The sequence below is a fragment of the Variovorax sp. 01T439_2 genome (genome assembly GCF_056398445.1).
Genome location: NZ_JBFTPJ010000284.1, coordinates 1 through 6,230 on the forward strand (window position 1 = coordinate 1; position 6,230 = coordinate 6,230).

8 protein-coding genes are annotated in these 6,230 nt (G+C 65.1%); 2 read left to right on the plus strand and 6 right to left on the minus strand.

Annotation, left to right across the window (positions count from 1 at the left end):
* From AC1DOC_RS15085 to AC1DOC_RS15100, 4 genes are all read right to left on the minus strand, one after another.
* Positions 1-278: GNAT family N-acetyltransferase (locus AC1DOC_RS15085; protein ID WP_478130018.1), on the minus strand; the 278-nt coding region annotated here is incomplete at its 3' end.
* A gap of 99 nt (positions 279-377) precedes the next feature.
* On the minus strand, positions 378-941 hold the full coding sequence (locus AC1DOC_RS15090; RefSeq protein ID WP_478130019.1) for a hypothetical protein: 564 nt from the start codon (positions 939-941) through the stop codon (positions 378-380).
* Positions 938-1,609: a peptidoglycan recognition protein family protein gene (locus AC1DOC_RS15095; protein WP_478081433.1), complete on the minus strand. Its 672-nt coding sequence runs from the start codon at positions 1,607-1,609 to the stop codon at positions 938-940. Before AC1DOC_RS15095 ends, AC1DOC_RS15090 begins: the two co-directional genes overlap by 4 nt.
* Before the next feature lie 219 nt (positions 1,610-1,828).
* The gene (locus AC1DOC_RS15100; protein WP_012748096.1) at positions 1,829-2,722 is read right to left on the minus strand and encodes a LysR substrate-binding domain-containing protein; all 894 of its coding nucleotides are present in this window, start codon (positions 2,720-2,722) and stop codon (positions 1,829-1,831) included.
* An 87-nt stretch (positions 2,723-2,809) separates the two neighbouring features.
* Between AC1DOC_RS15100 and AC1DOC_RS15105 the strand changes: the two genes are divergently transcribed.
* Together AC1DOC_RS15105 and AC1DOC_RS15110 are read left to right on the plus strand one after the other, a co-directional pair.
* On the plus strand, positions 2,810-3,982 hold the full coding sequence (locus AC1DOC_RS15105; RefSeq protein ID WP_478081432.1) for an NAD(P)/FAD-dependent oxidoreductase: 1,173 nt from the start codon (positions 2,810-2,812) through the stop codon (positions 3,980-3,982).
* 55 nt (positions 3,983-4,037) lie between these two features.
* Positions 4,038-5,069: a class I fructose-bisphosphate aldolase gene (locus AC1DOC_RS15110; protein WP_478081431.1), complete on the plus strand. Its 1,032-nt coding sequence runs from the start codon at positions 4,038-4,040 to the stop codon at positions 5,067-5,069.
* Between the two features lie 6 nt (positions 5,070-5,075).
* On the opposite strand, the gene msrA is transcribed toward AC1DOC_RS15110, so the two are convergent.
* Positions 5,076-5,777: a peptide-methionine (S)-S-oxide reductase MsrA gene (msrA, locus tag AC1DOC_RS15115; protein ID WP_478081430.1), complete on the minus strand. Its 702-nt coding sequence runs from the start codon at positions 5,775-5,777 to the stop codon at positions 5,076-5,078.
* A gap of 92 nt (positions 5,778-5,869) precedes the next feature.
* Positions 5,870-6,121 carry a pentapeptide MXKDX repeat protein gene (locus tag AC1DOC_RS15120; RefSeq protein WP_012748092.1) on the minus strand — a complete coding sequence of 84 codons (252 nt, stop codon included), beginning with the start codon at positions 6,119-6,121 and terminating at the stop codon, positions 5,870-5,872.
* Positions 6,122-6,230 lie beyond the last annotated feature (109 nt).

The following is a 6,230-nucleotide window of genomic DNA, read 5'->3' on the forward strand; positions in this document are numbered from 1 at the left end:
CCCAGCACCTTCGCGGCCACGCCTTGCCCGCGGCTCTGTGGGCGCACGTACATGCGCTTGAGTTCGCCGTAGCCGGGGTTCATGACCAGGGCGCCGCAGCCGATGGCCGCGCCGGCCTCGTCGCGCGCGACCGCAAAGAGCACGTGGGCCGCCGACAGCGCTGCAATGTCGATGCCGTAGTGGCTCTCGGGCGGGTACAGCGGCTTTTGGTACGCATCGAGGTCATTGATGAGCTGGATGACGTCGGGTTGGCCGGGGCGTTCGAGGGCAATGTTCATGCGGACGACTTCATTGGTTCACGGAATCTTATGGTGGACCGGGGGCCAAAAGAAAACCCGCAGAAGCGGGTTTGGGAAAGTTTTGCAGTGGTGGGCGCGTCAGGGCTTTTCGCGGCTTTCCCGGAACCACTTCAACCGGCGCTCTACCTCGTCAGGCGGAAATTTCCCTTCAGCTGCCAGTTTCCTCAGCGCTCGCTCGTGCGCGCGATACAGCGCGTCCTTCAGGAGTGCCATCTTGCGTTCGCCGCAAGGAGCGCAATCGTAGAAGCCCGGTGGACTGGCCGYGAGCTTCATCTTTGCGTCGTACTCTTGGGTGCTGATCCGCCCCGTGGGCTCAACGCCCATGGCGAGGACCTTCCCGTTCTGGAAGGTAACGAGCACGCTCCCTTTACACCCCGTGGTGTCGGTGTTTTCGGGGTCGTAGGCCTTCCATGAAACCCTGCGCATGTGTTGCAAGGCATAGCGGACATCCTCTTCTGTCAGCACGACATCGTCGCAGTCAAGGACGTCCTTGTCTTCCCAGGCAGTTCGGCCTGAAGGTTCTGTGATCTCCACTTTCTGCACATATGCGAGGGGATAGCGCTTGTCGGCTGCCTGCGCTGGAGATGCGAGTGAGGCCAAGATCAGCGCCGCCACGGTCGCGAGAATATGGGTCTTGGTCATGGCGTTGGTACGGGAAGATTCCAGTTTGCGCCTCGCGCTTCCGTTGGATTCTTTCTGCTGACCACGGGATGACGAAAGATTTCACTCGAAGGAAACTGCATGGAATCTTCAAGCGCCTTGACAAGCCAGGAGAGAGATAGATTTTGAGCCGCAGTCGGGGTAGCGAATATGCCGAACTCACCTCGTTGTCTTTCGAGCGTCCACTTTGCTGGTTCACCAATTGGCTTGAAGCCTACCGGCAGCGCTGCCCTGCCAACCATCTCTATCCCGATGGCCTCCATGTTGCTCGGATAACGATCACTGGGCGGCTTGCGCATTTCAATGCGATGCATTCCTTCCACTCCTGCATTCGCATAGTCGCGCAGGGTGCACGGCATTGCGGCCCCTACGGCCAGGCATCTCGCCTTCAGCGGTCCGACGTGATTCGTGCGCTGATAGATTGCCGCGGTCTGATAGATGGTTCCGTCCGTATCGATGAGAAAGTGCGCGCCATTCGCCTTCGGGCGCTTGTAGCTGTTCAATGAAGACGCCGAGGTATCGGCATCGGTCTGATGCACGACGATGCCTGTGATTGCACCGGTTCGCCTGCCTCGTTCGATTTCGGGGCTGCGAGCATTTCTGACTCGCGCGTGACTAATCATTCCGTTTGCGGCAATTTCGACAAGCATGCGGTTCCTCCTGAAAATTTATTAGTTGTCGTTTTCTCTTGAGAGGCTTTTCTTGCAGGAGCAGACGCCGCACAGATCGCCATCTCGCGGCACATGCTACAGGCCTTCGAACGGGACTCAGTGAAGGCTTTGTTAACTACTCCTGGTCCGCATCAACATGTTCGACAGCGCGGAGTACTGGCACCAGCAGGGATTCCTCGAGCGCAATCCCAATCCCGTCTAGGACGGCGCGAGCCCAAGCACCCAGCGCTCGAAGTGCTCCAGCGCCCCGGAGGCCGGCCGGCCCTCGGGGTAGGCGAAGTAGTAGCCCTGGCGCACCTCCAGGTGCCGGTCGATCGGGATCACGAGCTCGCCGGTGCGCAGCTCGCGCTCGATCAGGATGCGCGGCGCGAGGCCCACGCCCATGCCGGCGGCCGCGGCGGCGGTCACCATGGTGAAGAGCTCGTAGCGCGGTCCGCGCGAGGCGTGCACCGTGTAGTCCCAGCCCTGCTGCGCATACCAGTCGCGCCAGGCATGGGCGCGCGTGCCCAGGTGCACGTGGCGGCAGCGCTCGAAGGCCGATTCGTCCCACGGCCCGTTGGCGTCGCGGAAGGCGGGGCTGCAGACCGGCACCATCTGGCCTTCGGAAAAGATCAGCCCGCCCTGGGTGCCGGGCCAGAATTGGTCGCCGAAATAGATGGCCGCGTCGTAGGCGTTCTCCTGGAACGAGAAGGGCTGCGAGCGCGCCGAGAGATTGACGGTGATGTTGGGGTGCCGCCGGCTGAAATCGGGCAGCCGCGGGATCAGCCATTGCGTGGCGAAGGTGGGCACCACGGCCACTTCGAGCACAAAGCCCATGTCGTGGCCGGCGCTGATCTCCTGCGTGTCGCGCCGGATCTGGTCGAGGTGGCGGCGGATGCGCGCCGCGTACTCGCGCCCGGTGTCGGTGAGCGTGAGGCGCCGCCGCACGCGCGAGAACAGCGCCACGCCCAGCCGCTGCTCGAGCGTGGCCACCTGCCGCCCGACCGCGCTTTGCGTGAGCGCGAGTTCGGCCGCCGCGCGGGTGAAGCTCCCCAGGCGCGCCGAGGCCTCGAAGGCCTGCAAGGCACCCAGGTTGGGAATGTCTTTTCTCATCGTTGCTATTCTGCGTGCCGGGCTCGCGTTTTTTTGCGGCGGCTCGCCCGGATTGGATCTGTCGGCGAACAGCAAGAAAGGAATTTCATGCGTCGTGTGGTGATCATCGGCGGCGGTGCCATCGGCTCCGCCATCGCCTATTTTCTCAACCGGGATCCGCAGGAGGAGCCGTTCGACGTCACCGTGGTCGAGCGCGATTTTTCGTACACGCAGGCCTCGTCGGCCTTGTCGGCCAGTTCGATCCGGCAGCAGTTCTCGAGCGCCATCAACATCGAGATGTCGCTCTACGGCATCGACTTCTTCCGCCACCTGGGCGAAAACCTGCGCGTCGGCGACAACGTGCCCGACATCGGCCTGGTCGAGCCGGGCTACCTGTACCTGGCGCCGCCGGAGGGCGTCGAGGTGCTGCGTGAGAACCACGCGGTGCAGAAGGCGCACGGCGTCGATGTGGTCCTGCTGGCGCCCGACGCGCTGCAGGCGCGCTTTCCATGGATGTCGGCCGAGGGCATTGCGCTGGCCTCGCTGGGCCTTTCGGGCGAGGGCTGGTACGACGGCTACAGCCTGTTGCAGGCCTTTCGCAAGAAAGCCATTTCGCAGGGCGCGCGCTATGTGCAGTCGCAGGCCACGGGATTGAAGCGCAGCGGCCGCGTGGTGGCGGGCGTGGAACTGGACATCGGCAACGTGCTGGAGGCCGACGTGGTGGTCAACGCCGCCGGCGCCTGGGCCGCGAGGGTGGCGGGCTGGGCCGGCATCGATCTGCCGGTGCGCGCGCGCCGCCGCATGGTGTTCAGCTTCTCGTGCCCCGAGACCCTGCCGGGCTGCCCGCTGGTGATCGACACCTCGGGCATCTGGCTGCGCCCCGAAGGCCGGCGCTTCATCTGCGGCTTTGCGCCGCCCCAGGACCGCGACCGCGATGACGCGCCGCTCGAAGTCGACTACCGCGTCTTCGACGATTTCATCTGGCCCGCATTGGCGCGCCGCGTGCCCGCCTTCGAGGCCATCCGCATGACCGGCGCGTGGGCCGGCTACTACGAGATGAACCTGTTCGACCACAACGCGATCCTCGGCCTGCACCCGGACTGCGACAACCTGTTCTTTGCCAACGGCTTTTCCGGGCATGGGCTCCAGCAATGCCCGGCGGCGGGGCGCGGCGTGGCGGAACTCATCCGGTACGGCGGGTACCGCAGCCTCGACCTGTCGCCGGTGTCGTTCGCGCGGATCCTCGAGAACCGGCCGCTCGTCGAGAAGAACGTGATCTAGCCTCGGCGCGGGTGGAGGCGTACGATCTTTGCAAGCAAGTGAGGGTCTCATCATCATGACTGCACAGGCATTGATCGACACCGCCCAGGCGCTGGTCGCCGGCGACAAGGGCTTGCTCGCGATGGACGAGAGCAACGCCACCTGCCACAAGCGCTTCGCGAAACTGGGCATTCCCCAGACCGAGGACGCGCGGCGCGACTGGCGCGAGCTGATCGTCACTGCGCCGAACCTCGGCGCATCCATCAGCGGCGCGATCCTCTTCGACGAAACCATTCGCCAGCGAACGAAATCGGGCGCGTCCTTCGTCTCGGTGCTCAGCGGCGCGGGCATCATTCCCGGCATCAAGGTCGACACCGGTGCGAAGCCGCTGGCGGGCCATCCCGGGGAGACGGTCACCGAAGGCCTGGACGGCCTGCGCGAACGGCTGGCCGAATATGCCGGCATGGGCGCGCGCTTCGCCAAATGGCGCGGCGTCATCACGCCCGGCCCCGGCCTGCCCAGCCGTGCATGCATCGAGGTCAACGCCCATGCGCTGGCCCGCTACGCAGCCTTGTGCCAGGAGGCCGGGCTTGTCCCCATCGTCGAGCCCGAGGTGCTGATGGAAGGCGACCATTCCCTCGCGCGCTGCGCGGAAATTACCGAGGAGACGCTGCATGCGGTGTTCGCCCAGCTGCGCCTGCAGGGCGTGCTGCTCGAAGGCATGCTGCTGAAGCCCAACATGGTGCTGCCCGGGCAGGACAGCCCGAAGCAGGAGAGCGTGGAGGAAGTCGCCGACGCCACGGTGTCGTGCCTGCGGCGCACCGTGCCCGCGGCCGTGCCGGGCATCGCCTTCTTGTCGGGCGGGCAGTCGGCGCAGCTGGCATCGGCCCGGTTGAATGCCATGAATGCGAGAGCCGGTTCGCGCCTGCCGTGGGCGCTGGCGTTTTCGTATTCGCGCGCGGTCCAGCAGCCGGCGCTGGACGCCTGGAAGGGCGACGCCGCCAACGTTGCCGTGGCGCAGCAGGCGCTGGTGCACCGTGCCCGCTGCAACCAGGCCGCGCGCCGCGGCGCCTACGATGCGCGGGCCGATGCGCCGGTGCCCGGCTGAGGAGCTTCAGCCGCCCTTTGCCGCATTCACCAGCACCGGCGTCGGCCGGTAGCTTTCGGGAAAGAGCTTCTTCAGGTCGTCGATCTTGGGCAGGTCGTTGAACACGATGTACTCGTGGCTCGGATGGCGCGTGAGGAAGTCCTGGTGGTAGGCCTCGGCCGCATAGAAGGGCTTCGACATTTCGATGGTGGTGGCCAACTGCCTGTTGAAGGTCTTCGCCTGGTTCAGCTGCGCGATGTAGGCCTTCGCAACGCGGGCCTGTTCAGGGTTCTCGGCAAAAACGGTGGAGCGGTACTGAGGGCCGACGTCCGGCCCTTGCCGGTTGAACTGGGTCGGATCGTGSGCSACSGAGAAATAGATCTGCAGCAGCTTGCCGTAGCTGATCTGCCGCGGGTCGTAGGTGATGCGCACCGCCTCGGCATGGCCGGTGCGGCCCGAGCCCACGTCCTCGTAGCGCGCCATCTTGGCGTCGCCGCCGGCGTAGCCCGACACGGCGTTGTTCACGCCCTTGACGCGCTGGAACACGCCCTGCACGCCCCAGAAGCACCCGCCGGCGAACACGGCGGTGTCGTACTTCAGGGTGGGCGGGGCGGCGAGGTCGACCGCGGCCGCCGGCACGCGCCGGGCCGGCTCTGCGAACGAAGGTGCGGCATGCCAGGCCAGCACCGCGGCGGCGAGCATGCCTGCGGTGAGTGCGGGGAATCTCATGTGCTGTCCTTGAAGGAGGCTTGGAGGCCAGGCCGATGGAAGCGACATTGCCGCCGATTGCGGCGGGCGTCAATGCCGCGTACCCCTGCTGCTTACTTCTTCATCTCGTCCTTGCCCATCGCGTCCTTGGACATGCCGTCCTTCTTCATGCCGTCCTTGGACATCCCGTCTTTCTTCATGCCGTCCTTGGACATGGCGTCCTTCGCCATCGAATCCTTCTTCATGCCGTCCTTGGCCATGGAATCCTTGGCCATGCCGTCCTTCGCCATGTCGTCGGCGGCGAAGGCCGAGGCGCCGGCAAAGGCGATGCAGGTTGCGAACAGGGTTGCAGTGAGCTTGTTCATTCGGAATCTTCCAGTTGAGGTTTCATTTTCAAGAGAATGGCGCGGTCCCCTTGGGAACACGGCCTCGCGCTTTCATCGGCAGTCGAGCCGCACGGGTGCGGCTCAGCTC

What these genes read in the sequence shown, in the direction of transcription:
- AC1DOC_RS15095 (WP_478081433.1), bottom strand. Translation starts at nt 1,609, where the DNA reads ATGCTTGTCGAAATTGCCGCAAACGGAATGATTAGTCACGCGCGAGTC.
- AC1DOC_RS15110 (WP_478081431.1), top strand. Translation starts at nt 4,038, where the DNA reads ATGACTGCACAGGCATTGATCGACACCGCCCAGGCGCTGGTCGCCGGC.
- AC1DOC_RS15120 (WP_012748092.1), bottom strand. Translation starts at nt 6,121, where the DNA reads ATGAACAAGCTCACTGCAACCCTGTTCGCAACCTGCATCGCCTTTGCC.
- AC1DOC_RS15105 (WP_478081432.1), top strand. Translation starts at nt 2,810, where the DNA reads ATGCGTCGTGTGGTGATCATCGGCGGCGGTGCCATCGGCTCCGCCATC.
- AC1DOC_RS15100 (WP_012748096.1), bottom strand. Translation starts at nt 2,722, where the DNA reads ATGAGAAAAGACATTCCCAACCTGGGTGCCTTGCAGGCCTTCGAGGCC.